This window comes from Thalassotalea insulae, from assembly GCF_030161395.1.
Classification (GTDB): domain Bacteria; phylum Pseudomonadota; class Gammaproteobacteria; order Enterobacterales; family Alteromonadaceae; genus Thalassotalea_E; species Thalassotalea_E insulae.
In genome coordinates, this window is the sequence record NZ_BSST01000001.1 from 1,322,213 (window position 1) to 1,343,928 (window position 21,716).

Sequence of the window (21,716 nt, forward strand, 5' to 3'; positions counted from 1 at the left end):
TAACAACCTTTTGCTAATTAAGTTACTTAACTTGTAACATTACACCTTTTTATTGATGTATCACAACACTTTATTAACGATTAGTGGCCGAAACTACTCGCCCAGTGTTAGAAAAATAATCAAAATATTCACCACTGGGTAACCGATAACGACAGGCATCGAATAAAGGGTTTTCTGTATTGACGACATCTATTACCGCAACTGTTTGATTTATAAACTTTAACTCTTGAGAGATAAGAACCTGCCAAATTTTCCGACAATTATCAGCGACATCGCCAAAATCAATCCAGCCTTTATTATTCAATACTACCTTTAGTTGGCCGCCATCTTGCTCTTTAATCGTTAATATCGCCGGTTGATGCTCCATAAACCACTGAGCGCGAATTGCTGTGACCTTAGACGAAAAATTAGTCGCTGCAATATTAAAACCGGCCTGGCTAATGTTCTTTTCCTGCTGAAAAAAATAATATAAAAATACACTCATTAATAAAGCCACTAACATCACCACCATGACATTTTCGCCCAATGAACGCTCTCGCTTATTTGCTTCACTTTGAGCCGTCATTATTTGCCTTTAAATGCCGACATCATGTCCCACATCGGGGTAAAGATACCTAATGCTAGGATCAGCACCATAGCCGCAACAATGGCGATTAATATTGGCTCTATCCTTGCGGTTAACGTTGCCAGTTCATAATCCACTTCACGCTCGTAGTAATCTCCCACTTCTTGTAAAAGCTCATCGACCCGTCCGGTTTCTTCACCCACAGCGATCATTTGCAGTACGAGTGGAGTAAATAACGTACTGGTGGCAGCTGAGCGTAATAAACTTTCGCCGCTTTCAATCGAAGTACGCATTGCGATTATTTTTTTACTCATAAAAGTATTATCCACCGCATCGGAGACTAAAGTTAAGCCGGACGTCATCGGCAACCCAGCTTTTAAGATAATAGAAAAACTATGAGAAAAACGTGCAAGAATAGATCGTTCAATAATAGAGCCAACAATTGGCAATTTCGTTTTAAAGCGATCCCACTTATACAAGCCAGCTGGCGTTTTTAAATAAGCGCGAGTGCCAAAAAAGCCGATTACTAATGCCACTAACATCTGCGGCCAATAATCTAAGAAAAAATTTGAACTGGCAATTAACGCTTTTGTTGCCCAGGGCAAATCAGCACCAAGCTTGGCAAACATATTAGCAAAGGTTGGTATGACAAAAATATTGAGCACCACCATAGCGATAGCAATCGCCGCCAGAACAAACGATGGATAACGCAATGCAGTTTTGACCCTTTTACGGGTATCTTGCTCACGTTCAAAATAACTCGCTAGTTTCAAAAATGCCCCATCAAGCTGACCGGTGTTTTCACCAACATGAACTAACGAAACAAATAATGGTGAAAATAACTTAGGATGCTGGTTTAGTGCTGAGGATAATGCATAGCCACCTTCGAGCTGAGTCGCTACCTCTCTAAGTGCCACTTTAAGCTTGGGGGAATTACTCGACTCTGCCATGCCATGAATCGCTCTTAATATTGGTACTCCAGAACGTACTAAGGCATACATTTGTCGACAGAAAACAATTAAATCATCGAGAGAAATCGAAGAAAAACCAAGTAAATCGCCAATATCCAGTTGAGCAAGATCACCACTGCTTCGGCTACTGCGTTTCGACGGTTCGATAGAAATGGGAATGATCTGTTGCCGTGATAACTGCTCGGCAACCGCAGTTGAGCTAGCGGCATCGATTGCTCCTTTAACCTGCTCTCCACGGCTATTTCTGCCGATATAATCAAATGCAGCCATTAGCTGTCAACAACCTCTATCATTTCCACTAGGCGTAATACTTCTTCAACCGTAGTAACCCCCTGACTGGCATAATCAAAAGCGGCTAGCGCTAATGGCCTGAAGCTTGGATTCGCTTTGGCTTGCTTAGTGAAATCTTCCGCGTCATTACGCTTTAATGCCGCCATCATGGCTTCATTCATTTCCAGTAATTCAAACACCCCGATTCGGCCACGATAGCCAGTGTACTGGCATGACTGACAGCCTTTCCCTTGTTTAAACTGTGCCTGTTTAACAGCATCACCCGCTAAATGAGTTAGCCATAACTGTTCCTGACTGGTTAAGGTATGATCACTACTACAAGATTCACATACCCTACGTACTAATCGTTGGGCAATAACAGCGCGTAATGAACTACCAACTAAGAATCCAGCAGCCCCCATATCTATCAGTCTGAGCGCACTGGTAATCGCATCATTAGTATGTAAGGTAGATAGTACCAAATGACCCGTTAACGCGCCCCGCAGGCCCATTTCCACCGTTTCACTGTCACGCATCTCACCAACCATAATAATATCGGGATCCTGACGCAAGGCAGTACGCAATACTGTCGAGAAAGATAAATCAATTTTACTGTTAATTTGCACCTGATTAATCCGAGGCAGACGATATTCCACCGGATCTTCGACGGTAATAATTTTTTTTGTCGACTGATTTAATTCGCTAAGCGCGCCGTAAAGCGTTGTAGTTTTACCGCTACCTGTCGGCCCTGTCACTAACACCATGCCGTGTGGGCGAGTAATTTGATGGCGTACCCTTTCGATTAAATCGGCCGGCATACCGGTTTCATCCAATGATAATAGCCCCGCTGACTGATCAAGCAAACGCATGACCACCGACTCACCAAACTGCACTGGCATGGTCGACATCCGCACATCAATGTTATGGCCTTTGATTTGTAAGTTAAAACGACCATCCTGCGGTAAACGTTTCTCTGAAATATCCAGCCCCGCCATCAGCTTTAAGCGCAGCACCATGGCAGAGGCGATTTTATTTTCTTTTAAGATATTTTCTTGTAGCACACCATCGATACGCTGGCGAATACGTAATAGTTTTTCATCCGGTTCAATATGAATATCCGAGGCGCGCATTTGTACCGCATCTTCAAACACTGACTGCAATAGCTTACCAACCGTGGCATCACCACCTTCATCAACAAATGAAGTTGTTAAATCAAAATCGGTACTTTGGTCATATTCTTCTTCTAACTGGCTGGCAAAGGATTCAATATCCGCGGTGCGACGATATAAGCCGTCAAATGCTTCAAACAGCTGAGATTCCATCACCACAGCAAGTTTGAGTTTTTTCGGTGCCAGCATTTGTTCTAGTTGATCCAGGCCACTTAAATCTGCCGGATCGCTCATACCAATTAATACCGCGTCCCCTTGATCTTCAAGAATCAAGGCTCGCAAACGACGGGCATGCACTTCTGGCAATAATTTAGCAACTTCCGGTGCAATATGTTTTTGACTGATATCAAGAAATGGCACGTCCAGTTGTTGCGCCAAAAATTCCAATAGTTGTTTTTCGCCAATATAGCCGAGCTCAATCAGAGTATTGCCGAGTTTTCTGCCGGTGGATTTTTGACTATTAAGCGCCTGCATCAGTTGTTCGTTAGTAATGATATGCTCATGTACTAACAAATCACCCAGACGCATTTTTAATTTAGGTGCCACCATCGTCTATTCTCCTAATTGCTGAAGTCGCTGACGAGCAAACTGTCGCGCACTTTCAGAAATATCACTATTATCTCTGACCTGATGATAGGCTGTTACCGCCTGTTTAAATTGGCTGTTACTGTCGTAAGCCACTGCCAGCCCTAGCCACCAGCGACCGTTCTCTGGCTGTAACTTCACTAGTAACTGATAGGCCTGAATTGCGACATCATGCTGTGCTAATTGTTGTGCATTACTCGCCAATAACGCCTGATACTCGACATTTTCAAGCTCAGCCAATACTTTCAAGGTATTCACTGCGGCCAGTTTTTGTCCCTGACTTAAGTATATACGGGCTTTCATCATTCGGTATTCGCTATCATCAGGTGCTAACGCCAGCCCCTGTGATAACAAATTGTGTGCCGCCTGATACGATTTACGGCCAAACCATAACGCCGCCAGTTGTTTACGGGCGGTTTGATTATCAGGTGCCACTAATAATATATCTTCAAACAGGGTTTCCGCCTGATTAATCTGATCATTATTCAGCGCCTGCTCTGCCTGAGACAATTTCTGCGCAACCAATTCTTGAGCGGATAATTGTTTACGAGAAATGGTCAGCGTCGGCTGCTCAGGCATCACTTTTTTGGAGAGACTTTCACTCTCAGCTTTTGCTGATATTGCGGGAGCGACCGGCAATTGATTAACTGCTAACAACTTAGTAACTGCATTACTATGCGGTTCAATATCTGATCGTTCAGCTTGTTTTACCGTATCTGACAGCTTACTTTTTTCAGCATTTGGCGCTTTTTTTACTGGTAGGGGGTTTGCCGCTTTCTGATTATTTACCGGCGTTACTTGCTGTGAAACGACCAGCTTGTTTTGCGCTTGTGGCTGAGTTTGCTCAACTAACATTGAGCTTGGATTAACTTTACTCTTTATTCCTTGTGATTCCTTGAGCTGCTGATTTTCAGAGTACAGCTGCCAGATAATCACGGCGACAATATTGATAGCGACAACAAAACCAACGATGGCCAGCAAATTAATTTTTTGTGGTGCATTAACCACTACCGCATTATTCGGCCCACTGGATAAACGCTCATTTTGTTGACGCTTATCCAAATCTTTTAGCATTTGATTAATGACACTCATGCGTGTATTCCAACATACCAGATGGCAACTAATGTCCCGATAGACGCCGCAACAGCTAACCAATAACGCGCTTGGTCCATTAATGATTGATTAATAGCTTCAGTATCCTGGGCCGCAATTTTGACATGCTGATCGGTAATTTGATAATTTCCTTGGCCATAACTGAGCATTAACACTTTATGACATAAGATATTGACTAACCTTGGAATGCCTCGAGTCAAACGGGCTATTTTTTTACACACTTGGGTGTTAAACAATGCCGCACCTTTATAGCCAGCAACTTGTAATCTATGTTGAATATATTGTTCCACTTCTGCCGCCGTCATTGCCCGTAAACGATAAGAAAAGGTGATGCGTTGTATTAGCTGGCGAAAACTGGCTTCGCCTAATCGCTGATCTAATTCTGGTTGAGCAAAAAGCACCACTTGTAATAACTTGCGGGTTTCCGTTTCTAAGTTGGTAAACAGGCGCAAGGCCTCAAGACTTTCTGCCGGTAAAGCTTGGGCTTCATCTAAAATAAGTACCACCGAATGCCCCTGGTTATGAAGCTCAAGCAAACGCTGTTGAATACGTTGAGTCAGTAATTGTACCGACATACGTTGAGCCTGTTTGACCCCAAGTTCAACCGCCACTGCCCGCCTGAGTTCATCAGGCTTTAAATAGGGGTTGGGAATATAAGCGGTAACAAAATGCTCAGGAATTTCATTCAGCAATTTACGGCAAAGCAAGGTTTTTCCAGTACCTACTTCACCAACAACTTTAATAAAGCCTTCCCCGGTTTGTAACGCCGTCACTAACACTTCCAGTGCTTCATTATGTGGCGCTAAACCAAGATAAAAACTGGTATTTGGTGTTAAGGTAAAGGGTAATTCCTTTAAGCCAAAATGATACAAATACATATAGGCGACTTTATTTTTAACCTTTGTTGTTATTCGTGGTACCTAATCTAACTGTCCTTCTTCCGGAAACCACTGTTGTAATAGTTTACGCGCATCTTTTAACTGATCTTTCCAGGTATCCTGCCCGATCACTAATGGTTTTAACATGATCACTAGTTCTTTTTTCTGCGTGGTCTGACTCTTACTCTTAAATAATTCCCCTACCAGAGGAATATCCCCTAATAACGGGGTTTTTGATTCACTGTCTACTTTACGGGTTTCAATCAAGCCACCGATAACGACAATTTCCCCTGAGTTAGCACGAATAATCGTATCGGATTCACGAACACTACTTTGCGCCAACGGTAAGGAAAAATCATCACTGCCTAAACGAATAGTTTTCACTTGTTCATCGGTTAATGTTACCGAAGGATGAATATGCAAAATCACTTCACCATTTTCATCAATTTGCGGGGTGACATCTAATGCGATCCCAGAAAAGAACGGTGTTAACTGTACTTCAGGTGTCGTAGTTGTCGCAGTGCCAGTAGTCGTAGTGCTGGAGACTTCAGTGACAAAATATTCATCTTCCCCTACTTTGATCACCGCTTTTTGATTATTAGTTGCAGTAATACGCGGGCTTGATAATACCTGAACATTGCCCTGAGTTTGTAGCAGTTCAATAACACCAGAAAAATCGGCATTAACAAAGCTTAGTGCGGTAGTGCCGCCAATAGCAGACGATATAACATTACCCGCAATATTACCGGAAGTTGAAAAAGTCAAATCGGTACTTTCAGCATGACCCAAGACCTGATCCCATTTGACCCCTTGTTGATAATCATCATTAAGTGTCACTTCCATGATCTTAGCTTCAATGATCACCTGACGACGCAGATGCTCCTGAGTATCGTTAATAAACTTCTTCACCGCAGCGATTTCACTCGGTAAGGCCCGTACGGTAATTAATCCCGCCTGAGGTGAAACTATCACTGAACGCCCTTCATTCGTCCCCACCAATGACATGAGTGTTTGCTTTAACTCCTGCCAGAAATCCGATTCATTTTCGGTATAAATGTTAATACCACTAGCATTGTTGTTTTGATTATTTTGGTTGTTGCTATTTCGATTATTGCTTGAACGGTTATTATTGTTGTTAGTACGATTATTATTACCGTTATTATTCGGATCATTTTCCGAGACGCCGCCAGAATTAATACTGGTTGATGAACTACCAAAGCGCTTAATAAATAAGTAATTTAACGGAATGGTTTCCGTACGAATACCCGCCGGAAAAATCTTGATCACTTTACCGCTATGCTGAATATCATAACCATAGAGCTTTTCAATGACATCAAGCGCTTCTAATAAAGTTACATCTTTTAAATTAAGGGTAATAGTACCGGCAACATCAGGATGAACGGCGACACTATAAGCTGAATCTTCCACTAAAGCGGCAAAAAACGCCGGTGCATCCACCTGACTGGCAGCAATTTCCAGGCGTTTTTCTGCTAATAAGCCTTGTCTTGCTTCACTAAAATTTTGCTGCATTAACTCTTGTTGTATCGCTGTCGGCACACTAGTTAAGGGTTTTTTCTCCGTAGCACGCTGTGACTGTTCAATTGCCTGATCGAGCTCATTTTTTATCTCCGTAGGTTCCGGCGGTACAGATTGGCAACTGATTAACAGCATCAGGACTGTAAATATGCAGGTATTTTTTGACACACAGTTCATAACTATTTTTCTTTTCATTTTATTGCACCACAACAGGTGAGAACAGTGACATTGCTAATTCTTTATCCGGAGAAGATAGCACCACGGAATTATCTTTTATTGCTGATAACTGATATTGCCCGATACGATCACCCAAGCTCATTAACTTACCGTTAATCACCACTTTTTTTCGTTGACCGCTATCAATAATCGACTGTAACACATACTGACTAAATTGCTTTTGCGTTGTAGCCCCCTGATAGCTTGCACTGAGCGGTCGGGTTGGATCAACTGATTGGCTATGGCTGCCCCAGGCGAATATCATCAATAATAAAACCGAATATTTAAACACCGACAAACTCCTTCTTAGTACTTAAACTGTACATTTCAATCACCAGCTTTCCTTTCGGATATTCAGTTAACTGATAATCAAAGGTCTGCCAAAAAAAGGTCCAGTCCAGCTGTTCAAGTTGCTTAAGGTAATCTCTTAAGGAAAAATAATCGCCACTTAGTGTGACCCTAATGCTGTGTTTATAAAGCGTAAGTGACTGCTCACCATCTTCAACTTCATTGCCATTAGTGTTATCAACTTTGCTTTGTTGTGAACCACTACTAAACGACACCTCTTGTGCATCCATCACTTCGAAAGCAGCAAGAGCAACATTCCGCTCAGTTTTTAACAACTCCATTAAGGCATAACGCATTTGTATCGGGTTGATCAGGTCAGTAGTTAATAACAGTAACTCTTTATCTACTTCGGCAAGCTTGTTTTCATATTGTTTAATTTGACGCTCTGTGGCCACATTAGGGTTTTGCTGTAACGACTGCTCAAGAATGCCGATGGTGGTGTTCATCGAATGCTGTTCTGATCGCATTTGTCTAAGCTGCTGCTCGGTATTTTGAATTTGCGCAACATTGCCTTCGATAACAAAGGAAAAAAGACCAAAAACAATCACTACCAAACCAGTCAATAAAATAAGATACTGTTCTCTCGGCGTAATAGTTAAAAACTTAACTGAGTATTGTTGCCACAATGCTTTCATCTCATTCTCCGCTTTGTACTAGCTGAGCGCTTGAACTAACAGTAAACAGGGTCATGTTATTGTCAGCTTCTGCCAGACGGAAATGACTAAAAGATTGGCCAGATAAAAACGTTGCCCGTTCAAACTTTGCTAACCACACAGGGACGGCATTCGGTTGACGAGCCAGTCCGCTAAACATCAGTTGGTCGTGATGAATTTTCACTTGCTGCAGGCTAATATCCTTATGATGCAATTCTGACAACTCCGTCATAGCCTGAGAAAAACCAGCGGCATAAGTAGAAGCGACATTGGTTAATTGTTGATGCAGATTCTTTTTCTTTGATAGCAGCAACTTCACCGTCGCAAGCTTTTCCTGTAATAGCGGATCCGCCTGATTGCTACTTACTTGTTTTTCTAAATCAGCCTGATAATTAGCAGATTGTTGTTTTTGCTCAGTCATTAACGATGATGCCTGAGTGAGTTCTGCCAATTTAAGCTCAGTTAGCATTGCCCAACTCATCATAGCCAAGGCGACAATCCCCCAAAGTCCGACAACCCGTGCTAAGGTCCACAATGGCTGTTGAGCGAGTAGCTCATCTTGCATTAAATTAATTGATAATTTTTGCATTACTTTTGCTCCACCTGATGATGTAGCATGGTAGCGCCAATACAAACGGCATCTTCTCTATGCTCAGCATAACCTTCAGGCATAGCAAAAAGATTAACCGCAACATTAGTGTTTTCTGCCAAACGCCGTGCCAGATACGCTTCATTTTCCATTGGCACTAATACTTCGATTGAGCGGATCGGTGCTTGTTTTAATTGCCGTTCAAAGTAGTCAGTTGAACGCTGAATTTCCAAACTTAACGAATCAATTACGCCTAAAGCCAGCTCTTCCTGAGTGTTATGCTCTATTTGTTCAAGCCCTCTTATCCGACGAAAAAAATACAAACAGCCTTCTTTAACAATCAAAACCAGCATATCTTCACCTGGCTGTTTACATACCAGTAGTTTCGCATCGTTTTGTACCGGCATTAAACTGGCAAAAGCAAACTCTTCTATCGTGATGGTTTTAACATTAAGTTGCTGAGCGTTTAAGTGTTCAACATATTGACTAAGTTCATGCTTATTAGCACAAACAACATTGATCTTTTCAACACCGCCAGCCAAATTAGGGGTATCATAATAATCCACTATCATGTCATCTGGCGCTATGCTGACTAAATCTTTGATTTGCCATTTTACCGCTGCATTGATTTCTTCTGCTGGTACCTGTGGTTTTTCAACTTGTACCGTCTGATTATATTTGGCTGATAACACCAAATGACAATCACCTGATACATTATGTTCTTTCACTAAATGATTAAACACATCATGATATCGACCATCAACCACCAGCTGTTTACCGCAATAGGTGCTTTTTTCTGAAGAGACAATACAAAAGCCAACATCCTGCTGGCGCAGACTCACGCCGATGACATCAGAAGATTCTGTTTTAGAAAATAGTTGACTTATTCGTGTAATAATTGTCATTTATCGATATTATTATTGGACTTTAAAAAAATGTCTTAATTTCATTATCCCTGATTCGAGTATATCCGCAAGTTTTTTAAGGCATTTATCCCGGTAAACAAACTAAAGACCTCAGTGTTATGACTTCTCACTCGCCAATACAAAGAATTGCTCACCCGTTATTCGAGCAATATCAGTTAACAGTCGATATTAAACGCGATGATTTATTACATCCGGTAATTTCAGGCAATAAATGGCGCAAACTCAAATACAATATTAAACATCTGCAACAGCATAACTATCAGGGAATAGTGAGTTTTGGCGGTGGTTATTCTAACCATATTCATGCGCTCGCCTATGCCGGACACTACTATGGCTTTGCCACAGTCGGCGTGATCAGAGGGGAAGCTCATTATGCTAATAATTACAGCCTACAATGTGCGCAAAAATGGGGCATGGAACTAAAATTTATCGACCGTAAAAGTTACCGGCAAAAAACAGAAGCAAGTTTTCTCGAGCAACTACAACAGCAATACCGCAATTATTTTATTGTGCCAGAAGGTGGCAGTAATCAACTGGCGTTACCTGGGGTAGCTGAGGTTTGTCAGGAGCTTAATCAACAAACAAACTATGACACCCTGATCACTCCTGTTGGCAGTGCCGGTACGTTAGCCGGATTAATAACAGGAGATAATAACCAACACCAACTGTTAGGCATTGCGGTACTTAAACAGGGAGAATATCTAGTCGATGATGTAAAACAATTAATTCCAAACACTGGCACTGATAATAATTGGCAGATATTAACGCAATACCATTGCGGTGGCTATGCCAAGTTCTCCCAACAAGATTTAGCGGAACTCAAGGCTTTTAGCCATATCACTGGTGTGCCTTTTGAACCTATCTATTCTGGCAAAATGATTTTAGCCTTGCTCGATTTAATTAAGAACAACACCTTTGCACCCGGGCATCATATCGTACTACTCCATACTGGCGGGTTACAGGGGCTCGCGGGACTCGCAGAACAAAACAAGCTTAAAGCAGATGAATGGCCTTTGCCACCTGGGCTACAGGTTCTGTAAAGAAATGTCCTTGCCCGCCACTGACTCCTAACTTCAGGAGCATCTGCCACTCTTCATTGTTTTCTACTCCTAATGCATAGACTTCAACCTGGTTTGTCGCACAGATGGTTTGCAAACTCTGGACAAAAATTTGATTTTCCGGCTTACGGTGAATATTCATTACAATGCTGCGGTGTAGTTTCATAAAATCAATCGGAAAAAATTTTAAATAATGAGCATTTTCAACATATTGACCAACTTTATCGACTAATAGTTTAACCCCTAACTGATGCAAAGATTCAAACACCGGCTTAAGTTCTTGTAAATGATTAGCAATATGATATTCACTGATCTCAACAATTAATCTTGACGCCAGTGCTTGATGTGGCTGAAGTATACTGACCAATTGCTCTTTAAAATCTTGCGCCAATAACGATTCAATCGAGAAATTGAGACTGCAATGGTCTTGCTGCTCTTTATCATATAACAAGATCCGACACACTTGTTCTAACACTAGCAAGTCGATGGTTTTGACTAAGCCACATTGCTTTGCCATAGGTAAAAATACCCGAGCACTGATCAAACTGCCATCAACATCCCTGACTTTTGACAGCACCTCATGATGCAGTATCCGGACACCATCTTTAGCGATAACCGGCTGAAAAAAAACCACAAATGCATTATTACTAATCGCTTTAGTTAAAAAGGTTCGCCATTGCAATGAGCCTTTTGCCCGAACATTTTCTACCTCTCCCGGATCATACATAAACCACTGTGACGGACCATGAAGTTGGGCGCTGCGTAGCGCCATATCCGCTTCAGATTTAACTTGATAGGAGTTTTCTGCATGGGAAAAATAACTCACACCAATATGAATAAACTCATCATGGTTCACCCCTATCGGCAATGATAATGTCGACAGACTAGTTAATAGCTTATCTGCCAGTTTTTCTGACTCTATGATAAAAATACCGGGAATAATAACTGCCAGCTCATATTCACTACGTCTAGCAAGGTAATAATTACAGACGCCTAATAAACGTTGTTTCACAGTATTGACGGCAATATCTAATAAAATATTAACCTGTTTTTCACCATACAAGCTATGGATCACATCAAAGCCGTTAAACTGGATAAAATACACAGCTCCTTGGACATCTTCTTCTTTAAGTAAGGCTTCTAAGCGATTATTAAAAAACTCACGGTTACCAATCCCTGTTTGCTTATCTAGCAGTAAATTAGCTCTTAAACGGGCATCAAATTGACTATCAGCGTAGCTCGCCTGCTCTAGCTGCTGTAATAATTTATCAACTGTTTGATTTAGCAGGTTGTTTGTCAGCGTTAGCTTTTGATATTGGCCACTAACTGTCGATTGCTCCGCCCAGAATTCCAAATACGAGATTTCCCGCAAAGTATGATTAGCGCAAGCTTTAAAATGTCGAGCAAACAGCCACACTGAAAGTGCAGCGAACGACCAAACAACTAATATCAAAAAGGCATAAAATAGGGACTGTGTATTGATAACAAGAAATGGCAACAGCCAGGAAATCAAACTGGCACAAGCTATTATCAATAGTGTTTTACACACTAAGATAAACAGATGTTTTTCTATCTGAGCTGCCGAAGAAGCCATAAGGTGTTTTTATTGTTAATCAATTTAGCATTGAGTGTAGTCTAATATTAAGAATATATAAGACTCGTGGTATATCTTTTCTCCATAAAAAAACACCGTAACTTAAAAAGTTACGGTGTTTTCTAACTACTACTTGTTATGCGAATTAAGCTTCAGCAATAACAGTCACTTTGATGCTTGAATCAACATCAGTGTGTAAGTGAATAGCGATATCAAATTCGCCTGTTTCACGGATTGCACCGTGAGGCATACGAACTTCAGCTTTAGTAACTTCAACACCCGCTTCAGTTACCGCATCAGCGATATCACGAGTACCGATAGAACCGAATAATTTACCTTCTTCACCTGCTTTAGAAGCGATAGTGATTTCGGCTAATTCAGTTAATTTTGCTGCACGAGCTTCAGCTGCAGCTAAGTTATCAGCTAATTGCTTTTCTAACTCTGCACGACGAGCTTCAAAGTGCTCAACGTTTGCTTTAGAGGCAAATACTGCTTTACCTTGTGGTAATAAGAAGTTACGCGCATAACCAGATTTAACGCTAACTTTGTCACCAAGGCCGCCTAATTTGGCGATTTTATCAAGAAGAATTACTTCCATTTTCAAAACCCCTTATTAGGTTACTTGTGTAAATCAGTATACGGTAATAATGCTAAGTAACGAGCACGCTTGATCGCACGACCAAGTTGGCGTTGATATTTAGCAGCAGTACCAGTGATACGGCTAGGAACGATTTTACCACTTTCAGTGATATAGTTTTTTAACGTAGCGATATCTTTGTAATCGATTTCGCTAGCGCCTTCCGCTGTGAAGCGGCAGAACTTACGACGTCTAAAAAAACGAGACATGGATTTCTCCTATATGGTATTTATCTATCGAAACATCGTTAAATAAATACTTAATTAATCATTTCAATTTGTTGGGCATGTAACACGAGTAATGGGTTACCGTTCCTCGATTCGTGACGGTTGATAAAACCAGTCACTTTGATATTACTGCCAACAATTAATTCACGAGTTAATTGTGATAATTCACTTGTTGCCACCACTTGTATCCGAACAAACGCTTGTCTGTTCATGCCCGCTTCATTTTGCATTGACTGATGGTCGATGGAAAACTGACAGTGCTCAATACCTGCGGGGCTAGTTGAAAACTTAGGTGTTTTTACCACAACTCCAACTAAAACAAGGCAATTAGTTATCACAGATCACTTATTCTTCGCTTGCAGCTTCTTCTGTAGTTTCAGCAGCAGCTGGAGCTTCAGCAACCTCTTTCTTAACTTCGCGGCGTTCTTCACGACGGTCATCTTTAGCAGCAGCCATAGGTGATGCTTCAGTTACCGCGTCTTTAGTACGCATGATCATGTTACGAATAACAACATCGTTATAACGGAAAGAAGTTTCTAATTCATCAATAACTGATTGAGGCGCTTCTACGTTCATTAAAACATAGTGTGCTTTGTGCAATTTATTGATTGGGTATGCTAATTGGCGACGACCCCAGTCTTCAAGACGGTGGATTTTGCCTTCAGCAGCATTGATCAAGTCGGTGTAACGCTGGATCATGCCAGGTACTTGTTCACTCTGATCAGGGTGAACCATAAATACGATTTCGTAATGACGCATTACGAGCTCCTTACGGTTGTAGCCTCTTATCTGGCTCAGCCAACACCAGTATTGAGGCAAGGAACAAAAAGTTCAGGCTGAATTAAGGTCGCGTATTGTAGGGAAAATAGCCAATGATAGCAAGCATAATATTCGTGATAAGGCAGGCTGCTCTAATTAGTGAGTATTAGCGTACTTCTGTTTATCGAAGATATTCAAGTAAACCTTGTCCATCCCTTGATGCTCTTGCTCTGAAAAACGGATTTCCAATTCTGGGCTGAGTAATTGAAAATTCGTCAACTGAGTTAAAAAACACTCGGAAGTTAATGTGTGCTGGCAGTATTTAAGTACTTCAGTGACAACATAAGCATTGAGGTAGCCTTCGAGCTGAACATGATCAAGCTCAGTCACTCCCTGTTTGTTCATATCACTAATAAATAATCGACAAAGCGACCATTGGCATTGATAAGGCGCAGGCATCACTTCGGTAACAAGTAAACGACTAGGCTGATTAATACGACTAAATAAATCGTTACTTGAGACAAAGGAGACCGTAGTGAAAAAAGGGGTAAACTGCTGTTGATGGGCCATATTAATCAACTTAGCTAACGGTTGATAAGTACCAACAAAGGCCACGGCTGCAACATTTTGTTTTTTCAAGAACTCTAATGCCAATGAAATATCCTGAGTATTTCTTCGATAACGGGTCACAATTGACGGCTTAATATGATGTGCTTTCATGGCAATTAAATAACCCTGTTCAACTGCCGCACCAAATTCATCAGCCTGCACTAGTAAACCGATATCCGTAATTTTTCGCTCATTAACAAGGTAATCAATCTGTGCCTGAGCTTCCTGATAATAACTAGCTCTTAAATTAAAAATGTTATCAATCACAGGAGTACGCAGAAACTCAGCACCAGTAAATGGCATGAGGAATGGCAACTGGCTTTTTTTAATTAACGGCAATATCGCATGGGTGGTCGGCGTACCAACGTAATTAAAAAAAGCAAAAATATTTTCTTGCTTAAGAAAATATTGGGTATTTTTTAGCGTTCTATAAGGCTCATAACCGTCATCCCTAATCAATAAGTTAATTTCTCGCCCGGCAATACCACCATTTTGATTCACACGTGAGAAATATGCCTGAGCTCCTTGATTTAACCGGGTACCCAATTGAGAAGCGGGACCTGAAATGGCATTGGACACTGCAAGGTTTATCGGCGGCAATTGCTGGGATAATACCCCCATCACTGTGCTCAAGTAAATCAGCACAACTAAGCATACTTTTTGTAAATTCACATCAATCATGAGTAGGTAACATTACGAATACAACAGCATTAATTTGTTTTAATTTATAGCGGCATTCACATTTGCCGAGAAATCACCAATAAATCTTTATCCAACCCTAGATAAGTCTAGCCTAATTATTGAAAAGAAAAAGAAAACCATCGAGTTATTACGATAGAAACTGCGACAGACAAAATAATTGCTATAGTTAAAAAACAAGCAAACAAAAACATAACTAGCAAATGCTGAGACGCTTCGCCTTTTTCATTTTATTTTCTATGCTAGCAAATAGCCTAATCGCACAGGAAATTCGTGTAGTAGGAAAACAGGCAGAGGCAGATATTGCCCACGGTTATTTTATTCAGTTAATTTCACTGGCGCTAACAGCAAGCACGCCTAAATATCCCGCCACGTCTTTTCAAGTCATCGATATAAATCGTATCACTCAAATGAGAACGCTAAATTTATTGGCCCAAGGCTCTGTTGATGTTTTTTGGAGTGGCACCAACAAAGCAAGAGAAGCCCAATTTATCCCAATACGCATCCCATTATTTCAGGGGCTATTAGGCTATCGCTTATCCATTATTCATCAAGACAACTTAGCAATGTTTAACAAACTGTTAAAACAACCTGATCAACTAAAATCACTAACCGCCTGCCAGGGGGAACATTGGCCAGATTCGGATATATTGGAAAGCAATGGCTACAAGGTTTCACGCATTGTTCGCTTTGATTCTATGTATGCAATGCTTGCTTTTAAGCGCTGTGATTACTTTCCTCGCGCAATATTTGAAGGTTACTCAGAACTGGAAGTGATCAAGAAAAAATTTCCCAAGCTAGTGGTATTTGATCAATTAATTCTGCATTACCCGTTTGCTATTTATTTTTTTGTTAATAAAAATAACCCTGAGTTAGCACAACAACTAACTTATGGCTTAAACCAGCTTATTAATGATGGACGTTTAATGCAGTTTATGAAAAGTCACCCGTTATCTTCACCACTTTTTCCATTAACTAAATGGCAAGATAAACAATACTTACATCTGAGTAATCAAGATCTATCAAAAGAAACAAGAGCGCTTGATGATAAATTCTGGCTCAAGCTATACCCTTAACTACAAATCAAGACAAAAGGGGTTGTCTTTGACGAACAATCTCAAACAAACAGATGCCAGTAGCAACCGAGACATTTAAGCTTGAGACGGTGCCCGCCATAGGCAGTTTAACTAACTGATCGCAGTGTTCTCGCGTTAACCGACGCATACCTTTACCTTCAGCTCCCATCACCAACGCCATAGGCCCAGATAACTTAACATCATAGAGACAGGTATCTGTTTCACCAGCGGTGCCAATGATCCACACTCCCATTTGTTGTAATTGTTTCATGGTACGAGCTAAATTAGTCACTTGTACTAACGGCACAGTTTCCGCCGCCCCCACCGCCACTTTTCGCACCGTAGCCGTCAAACGGGCGGCATTATCTTTCGGCACTATAATTGCGTGAACCCCGGCTGCATCAGCGTTACGTAAGCAGGCACCTAGATTATGCGGGTCGGTTACCCCATCGAGGATCAGTAAGAACGGTGCAGTATCTTGTTGCTCGGCCTGCGCAATAATATCGTCCAGATCCGCTTCACTGTAACTTTTCCCCGGTTTAACCCGTGCCACTACGCCTTGATGTTGCTCGCCTTTAGTTTTATCGTCCAGCACCTTACGATTCACCATTTGTGCCGGGATACCATATTTACGAGATAAATTAATAATAGGTTTTAAACGTTCATCATCACGGCCTTTGAGTAAAAACAACTCAATAAAACGCTCTGGAGCACGTTTGATCAACTCGGTTACCGCATGAATACCGAATACCAATTCATCTTGTTTTGCCATTATCTTTCTCTTAACCCGTTATATTTCATCATTAGTGACAATGCTTTCGTTATTACTAACACTGCATTTGATATTATTATTTCTTAGCTTTACGCGCATGCTTACCAGGTCTAGGTTTACGCGCTTTGCGTTTTGCGGCTTTCGGTTTATCTTTTTTAGCTTTTGCTGTACGTCCGCTTGAATCTTTCCCACTGGATTTCTTATGGTGTTTGCCCTTAGCTGACTTTTTATTGTCCTTATTAGCGATCGTTATTGGTTTTGCTCGGCTAATAACGGCATTTTCTCCCGAGAGCACAAGATCAATCTTCTTCTCATCTAAATTAACGGCGGCAACTTGAACTTCTAATACGTCACCAACGTGAAACTTATTACCCGTTTTTTCACCGCTCAGGCACATTCTAACGTCATCAAAATGGTAAAAGTCTCTTCCTAAAGACGTAATATGCACCAGGCCTTCAATATGTAAATCCGCTAAGCGAACAAATAAGCCAAAATTAGTTACCGTTGAAATAACTCCGGTAAAGGTGTCACCGACATGATCTTGCATAAATTCACATTTAAGCCAATCAGCAACATCTCGGGTGGCATCATCGGCGCGTCGTTCTGTCATCGAACAATGCTCGCCTAATTCTGTTATCGCTTGCTCGTCATAGCCATAACAACCATCATTTGCAGGATTATTTTCTTGTGCCTGTAATACCGCTTTAATTACCCGATGAATCACGAGATCAGGATAACGACGAATTGGTGAAGTAAAATGACTGTATGAGGTCAACGCAAGGCCAAAATGACCAATGTTTTCTCTTTGATACACCGCTTGCTTCATCGAACGCAATAACATGGTTTGAATAAGCTCTTGATCAGGACGCCCTTGCACTTTAGCCAAAATATCACTGTAATCTCTAGGCTCTGGCAAAGTATCGTCGTTATTTATCCGCGGCATTTGTAAACCAAGCTCGGCTAAATAAGTAACAAAGTTATTAAACTTATCTTCACTCGGCTTATCATGTACACGAAACAAACCAGGCATATTATGCTGTTCGACAAACTGCGCTGTCGCAACATTGGCTAAAATCATGCATTCTTCAATGATTTTATGCGCATCATTACGCACTAAAGGTTCAATCGCTTCAATTTTTCTATCAGCATTAAAAATAAAGCGCGATTCTTCCGTTTCAAACGCAATCGCTCCCCGTTGTTCTCTCGCCGTCACTAACACCTGGTAAAGCTGATACAAATGCTCTAAATCTTTCACCAATGGTGCATATTCTTCACGCAGCGCTTGTCCATTATCAAGAATAGCAGCGACTTTGGTATACGTGAACCGAGCTTTTGAACGCATCACTGCCGGATAAAACTGACTTTGCGAGAGTTTTCCGCTCGCGGTCACTGTCATTTCGCATACCATACAGAGGCGATCAACGTCTGGATTTAGTGAACAAAGTCCATTCGAGAGTTTTTCCGGCAACATAGGAATGACCTGACTCGGAAAATAAACCGAATTGCCGCGCGCAATTGCTTCGTCATCTAACGCTGTTCCTGGACGAACATAATAGCTGACATCAGCAATCGCGACCCACAACTGCCAGCTACCATCATTATTTGGCCGACAATAAACCGCATCATCAAAATCTCGCGCATCTTCGCCATCAATGGTCACTAAAGGCAAGTCTCGTAGATCTTTACGTTGTTGTTTAACGCTTTCTTCAACTTCATCAGCAATTGCAGCGACTTCCTGCTCAACCTCAACTGACCACTGATGCGGTAAATCGTGCTCTCTTAATGCAATCTGGATCTCCATGCCTGGTGCCATGTGCTCACCTAACACTTCAACCACTTTACCCACTGCATTATTTCTTTTCGAAGGACGCTTAGTGATATTGACCACAACCATTTGCCCATGACGAGCGCCAAGTTTTTCATTAGGGTCAATCAAAATATCTTGTTTAATCCGAGTATCATCCGGTACAACAAAATTAATGTTATGTTCAACAAAAAAGCGCCCGACAATTCCTGCGCTGCGTGGCTCAATAACGTCGAGGATTTTAATTTCTTGTCGACCTTTTCTATCGGTTCGATCAACTAAAATTGCTTCCACCACATCACCGTGAATAACACGCTGCATTTCATGTGAAGAAATAAACAGGTCTTTTGGCTTTTTAGCACCGGCAGGTACGTCAGGCACGAAAAAACCATACCCATCTCTATGACCGATAACACGCCCAGTTAATAGATGATTTTTGGGTGCAATAGCATACTGCTTAAATTTATTAAAAATCAGCTGACCGGCATTTTCCATCGCTCTTAAGCGTCGTTTTAAACCAATCAAATGATCTTCTTCGACATAATTAAGTTGCTGGCAAAGCTCTTTAAATGTTAATGGCTTGCTCGAATTTTTAATGATTTCAAGGAGTAATTCTCGGCTGGCAACCGGGTTGTCATATTTTTGCGCTTCGCGTTGTCGATGTGGATCTTTAATAGTCGTTGTACTTATAAAAGTGATTTGGCGTAATTATATCTTAATACGACAAATGATCATGTTTTTATTTAGCCGTTGTTGCTTTATAAAGATTTAATATTTTCCTTTTTTCGCAGCATTAACTACACGCTCAGGCATTTTAGTCGCTAAGTCTGACAATAACTGAGTAATTTTTTTATGGGTTGATTTATCATCAGTGATCGAATGATGCAACTGGGCATACAGTTCAGGGTAATCTAGCGGGCTGCCGGCACCTGCATTATAAATTTCCGCCAGGCGAATTTGTGCCTTTAAATTATTCAAACTTGCCGCCTCTTTTAAGAAAATAATGGCTTGTCTGGTGTCTGGCTGCATAAATTTACCGATATGATAATAGCGTCCTAACTGTTCTAAGGCTTCTGCCAGGCCTTGATCCGCAGCCTCTCTCATATAGTGTAGCCCTAACGGCACGTTTTTCTTAACGCAAACCCCATAAGCCAGCATATCCCCCCAAAGAAATTCATACGCTGGTTTTTTCGCAATCGTGGCTCTGGCTTCAATGTCTTGTACCAACTGGCATTCATCTAACACTATCTGGCCTAAATGTTTATTTTCCTTAATCAAGTCAAGCAATTGATTGTCGGTATAAACCTGAACCACTTGTACTTTTTCCGCTTGAACCTGCCCGGCACAACAAGCGAGCAATCCTAAAACTAAGGTAAATAAACGCATATCAATTCTCTTTAGCAAAACTTTACACTCACTATATCGACTATATCACTAAAAATTTAAGCCAAGCATTTGACTAAATCATAGACCAATTGGCATTACTAGCTAAAACACAGCAAAATTAGTACCACAATACCAGATAATATAAGCTTGCGCTTATTGCCTGAAAGTTAGACAATCAAATCCATGGCTAAGTGACTTACTAATGTCTTTCATTATGGCAAAAACTGTAGAACAACTAACGGCTGAGCTCAATTTACTGATCGAAAATTCTAAGCAGAATGAGCTAATTGCCAAAAAATTGTTTGATATTGAAACCTCAGTATTAAGTGCCCGCTCCAGTGAACAATTACTGCAAAACTTACTAGACTTAATTAAAAAGCAATTCTCATTGTCGGGGATTTACCTGCTGTTAGCTTCCCCGCCTCCGATAAGTTACCTGCTAAACAGTAATTTACAATCCAATTGGCATAAAACGCATACCAAGCAAGTATCATCCGACACGCTAAAACAATATCACCCAGAGAATCAACCATTTCTTAGCAACCAGTTAGCCAGTTATCAGCACTTAGTGCCAGCACCTTTGTTAGCACAGGCTCAATCGATTGCACTAACTCCGTTAACGTTAGAAGGTAAATTATTTGGCAGCTTATTGTTTTGTGACAACGATCCCGACAGGTTTACTCCACAACTAGGGACGTTTCATTTACAGCAATTAGCGGTCAAAGTCAGTTTATGTCTATCTAACGTTTTGATTCGTGAGCAATTAGATCATATGGCACATTATGATCGTTTAACTAAGGTCGCCAATCGCCGTCTGATGGAAATTTGCATTAACGAAGAATTAATCAGACAACAACGTTATGGCAGTCATTTCTCATTATTGTTCATTGACTGTAATAAATTTAAAGCAATTAATGATACATACGGCCATGACTGTGGCGATAAAGTTCTGGCTTACGTTGCCAGCCAATTATCTGAACTGATCAGGGAAAACGATCGCTGTTTTCGCTACGCCGGCGATGAATTTGTCATTATGCTTGCTAATCAATCGTTTAGTGAGGCTAGTCTGGTCGCACAACGCTTATGTCAATTTTTTACTGAACACCCGATGCCATATCAAAATCAACAGTTAAATGTCACTATCAGTTGTGGTGTTGCCACCAGTAACGGTAGTCAAACCATGGATGAACTATTAAAAACTGCCGATCAACAACTATACTTAAGCAAGGGTCATCAAACTCAAGCTAGCGAATAAACAAAGGATGTGAAGTAAGTA

General features: G+C 41.1%; 22 protein-coding genes. 3 read left to right on the forward strand and 19 right to left on the reverse strand.

The window, feature by feature from the left end; translation table 11 throughout:
• Positions 1–73: 73 nt before the first annotated feature.
• From QQK06_RS06030 to QQK06_RS06075, 10 genes are all read right to left on the reverse strand, one after another.
• On the reverse strand, positions 74–565 hold the full coding sequence (locus QQK06_RS06030) for a hypothetical protein (RefSeq protein ID WP_284243761.1): 492 nt from the start codon (positions 563–565) through the stop codon (positions 74–76).
• Positions 565–1,806: a type II secretion system F family protein gene (locus QQK06_RS06035; RefSeq protein ID WP_284243762.1), complete on the reverse strand. Its 1,242-nt coding sequence runs from the start codon at positions 1,804–1,806 to the stop codon at positions 565–567. Before QQK06_RS06035 ends, QQK06_RS06030 begins: the two co-directional genes overlap by 1 nt.
• Entirely contained in the window at positions 1,806–3,524 is a 1,719-nt protein-coding gene (locus tag QQK06_RS06040; RefSeq protein ID WP_284243763.1) for a GspE/PulE family protein, read from the reverse strand. The genes QQK06_RS06035 and QQK06_RS06040 overlap by 1 nt, the downstream gene beginning before the upstream one ends.
• A gap of 3 nt (positions 3,525–3,527) precedes the next feature.
• A complete protein-coding gene (locus QQK06_RS06045; RefSeq protein ID WP_284243764.1) occupies positions 3,528–4,652 on the reverse strand; it encodes a tetratricopeptide repeat protein in 1,125 nt (374 codons plus the stop codon).
• Positions 4,649–5,551: an ExeA family protein gene (locus tag QQK06_RS06050; protein WP_284243765.1), complete on the reverse strand. Its 903-nt coding sequence runs from the start codon at positions 5,549–5,551 to the stop codon at positions 4,649–4,651. The genes QQK06_RS06045 and QQK06_RS06050 overlap by 4 nt, the downstream gene beginning before the upstream one ends.
• Positions 5,552–5,593: 42 nt before the next feature.
• Positions 5,594–7,222: a pilus (MSHA type) biogenesis protein MshL gene (mshL, locus tag QQK06_RS06055; protein ID WP_284243766.1), complete on the reverse strand. Its 1,629-nt coding sequence runs from the start codon at positions 7,220–7,222 to the stop codon at positions 5,594–5,596.
• Between the two features lie 61 nt (positions 7,223–7,283).
• Positions 7,284–7,595 carry a hypothetical protein gene (locus QQK06_RS06060; RefSeq protein WP_284243767.1) on the reverse strand — a complete coding sequence of 104 codons (312 nt, stop codon included), beginning with the start codon at positions 7,593–7,595 and terminating at the stop codon, positions 7,284–7,286.
• On the reverse strand, positions 7,588–8,286 hold the full coding sequence (locus QQK06_RS06065; protein WP_284243768.1) for a type II secretion system protein M: 699 nt from the start codon (positions 8,284–8,286) through the stop codon (positions 7,588–7,590). Before QQK06_RS06065 ends, QQK06_RS06060 begins: the two co-directional genes overlap by 8 nt.
• A 1-nt stretch (position 8,287) precedes the next feature.
• Positions 8,288–8,893, reverse strand: coding sequence for a PilN domain-containing protein (locus tag QQK06_RS06070; protein WP_284243769.1), 606 nt, complete (start codon positions 8,891–8,893; stop codon positions 8,288–8,290).
• Positions 8,893–9,798 carry a hypothetical protein gene (locus QQK06_RS06075; RefSeq protein ID WP_284243770.1) on the reverse strand — a complete coding sequence of 302 codons (906 nt, stop codon included), beginning with the start codon at positions 9,796–9,798 and terminating at the stop codon, positions 8,893–8,895. The genes QQK06_RS06070 and QQK06_RS06075 overlap by 1 nt, the downstream gene beginning before the upstream one ends.
• A 119-nt stretch (positions 9,799–9,917) precedes the next feature.
• Between QQK06_RS06075 and QQK06_RS06080 the strand changes: the two genes are divergently transcribed.
• Positions 9,918–10,859, forward strand: a complete 942-nt coding sequence (locus tag QQK06_RS06080) for a 1-aminocyclopropane-1-carboxylate deaminase/D-cysteine desulfhydrase (RefSeq protein ID WP_284243771.1) — start codon at positions 9,918–9,920, stop codon at positions 10,857–10,859.
• Here QQK06_RS06080 and QQK06_RS06085 read toward each other — a convergent pair.
• The 6 genes from QQK06_RS06085 to QQK06_RS06110 all read right to left on the reverse strand — a co-directional run bounded on the left by QQK06_RS06085 (position 10,813) and on the right by QQK06_RS06110 (position 15,348).
• The gene (locus tag QQK06_RS06085; RefSeq protein WP_284243772.1) at positions 10,813–12,471 is read right to left on the reverse strand and encodes an EAL domain-containing protein; all 1,659 of its coding nucleotides are present in this window, start codon (positions 12,469–12,471) and stop codon (positions 10,813–10,815) included. The two genes, QQK06_RS06080 and QQK06_RS06085, sit on opposite strands and share 47 nt — an antisense overlap.
• A gap of 145 nt (positions 12,472–12,616) precedes the next feature.
• Entirely contained in the window at positions 12,617–13,069 is a 453-nt protein-coding gene (rplI, locus tag QQK06_RS06090; RefSeq protein WP_284243773.1) for a 50S ribosomal protein L9, read from the reverse strand.
• Positions 13,070–13,089: 20 nt separating this feature from the next.
• Positions 13,090–13,317 carry a 30S ribosomal protein S18 gene (rpsR, locus tag QQK06_RS06095; RefSeq protein WP_189379144.1) on the reverse strand — a complete coding sequence of 76 codons (228 nt, stop codon included), beginning with the start codon at positions 13,315–13,317 and terminating at the stop codon, positions 13,090–13,092.
• 50 nt (positions 13,318–13,367) lie between these two features.
• Positions 13,368–13,673 carry a primosomal replication protein N gene (priB, locus tag QQK06_RS06100; RefSeq protein ID WP_284243776.1) on the reverse strand — a complete coding sequence of 102 codons (306 nt, stop codon included), beginning with the start codon at positions 13,671–13,673 and terminating at the stop codon, positions 13,368–13,370.
• A gap of 7 nt (positions 13,674–13,680) precedes the next feature.
• Positions 13,681–14,094 carry a 30S ribosomal protein S6 gene (gene rpsF, locus QQK06_RS06105; protein WP_284243778.1) on the reverse strand — a complete coding sequence of 138 codons (414 nt, stop codon included), beginning with the start codon at positions 14,092–14,094 and terminating at the stop codon, positions 13,681–13,683.
• Between the two features lie 156 nt (positions 14,095–14,250).
• A complete protein-coding gene (locus QQK06_RS06110; protein ID WP_284243780.1) occupies positions 14,251–15,348 on the reverse strand; it encodes an ABC transporter substrate-binding protein in 1,098 nt (365 codons plus the stop codon).
• A gap of 257 nt (positions 15,349–15,605) precedes the next feature.
• Between QQK06_RS06110 and QQK06_RS06115 the strand changes: the two genes are divergently transcribed.
• Complete coding sequence (locus QQK06_RS06115; protein WP_284243782.1) at positions 15,606–16,478, forward strand: substrate-binding periplasmic protein; 873 nt, start codon at positions 15,606–15,608, stop codon at positions 16,476–16,478.
• Between the two features lie 7 nt (positions 16,479–16,485).
• On the opposite strand, the gene rlmB is transcribed toward QQK06_RS06115, so the two are convergent.
• The 3 genes from rlmB to QQK06_RS06130 all read right to left on the reverse strand — a co-directional run bounded on the left by rlmB (position 16,486) and on the right by QQK06_RS06130 (position 20,440).
• Positions 16,486–17,250: a 23S rRNA (guanosine(2251)-2'-O)-methyltransferase RlmB gene (gene rlmB / locus QQK06_RS06120; protein ID WP_284243784.1), complete on the reverse strand. Its 765-nt coding sequence runs from the start codon at positions 17,248–17,250 to the stop codon at positions 16,486–16,488.
• 76 nt (positions 17,251–17,326) lie between these two features.
• A complete protein-coding gene (gene rnr, locus QQK06_RS06125) occupies positions 17,327–19,744 on the reverse strand; it encodes a ribonuclease R (RefSeq protein WP_431313655.1) in 2,418 nt (805 codons plus the stop codon).
• 78 nt (positions 19,745–19,822) lie between these two features.
• Positions 19,823–20,440: a tetratricopeptide repeat protein gene (locus tag QQK06_RS06130; protein WP_284243786.1), complete on the reverse strand. Its 618-nt coding sequence runs from the start codon at positions 20,438–20,440 to the stop codon at positions 19,823–19,825.
• Positions 20,441–20,654: 214 nt separating this feature from the next.
• On the opposite strand from QQK06_RS06130, the gene QQK06_RS06135 reads away from it, so the two are divergent.
• Positions 20,655–21,695, forward strand: a complete 1,041-nt coding sequence (locus QQK06_RS06135; protein ID WP_284243788.1) for a DUF484 family protein — start codon at positions 20,655–20,657, stop codon at positions 21,693–21,695.
• The last annotated feature ends 21 nt before the right edge of the window (positions 21,696–21,716 follow it).